1 protein-coding gene is annotated in these 321 nt (G+C 64.5%); it reads left to right on the forward strand.

The features are described from left to right. On the forward strand, positions 1 to 321 hold a 321-nt coding region (locus FQ664_RS25785; protein ID WP_178091062.1), incomplete at both ends, for an inner membrane CreD family protein.

The raw sequence follows: 321 nt of genomic DNA on the forward strand, positions 1-321 counted from the left end.
TGCCGGGGCTGGACGGGCTACAGGCGCGAGCGTTCAGCTATGGCTTTGACCTGGCGCTGCAAGGTACCGGCCAGTTGCACGTGGTACCCGTGGGCCGTACCAGCAGCGTGAACATGCGCGCCAACTGGCCGCACCCGAGCTTCGTTGGCAGCTACCTGCCCAGTCGCCGCGAGATCGATGCTCAAGGCTTCAGCGCCCACTGGCAGACCTCGTTCTTTGCTACCAACCTTGAAGACGCCCTGCGCCAGTGCGCTGTCGGTGGGCAGTGTGCAGACTTCAGTGAACGCACCTTCGGCGTGAGCTTCGTTGACCCGGTGGACC

It is taken from the genome of Pseudomonas persica (assembly GCF_900291015.1).
Classification (GTDB): domain Bacteria; phylum Pseudomonadota; class Gammaproteobacteria; order Pseudomonadales; family Pseudomonadaceae; genus Aquipseudomonas.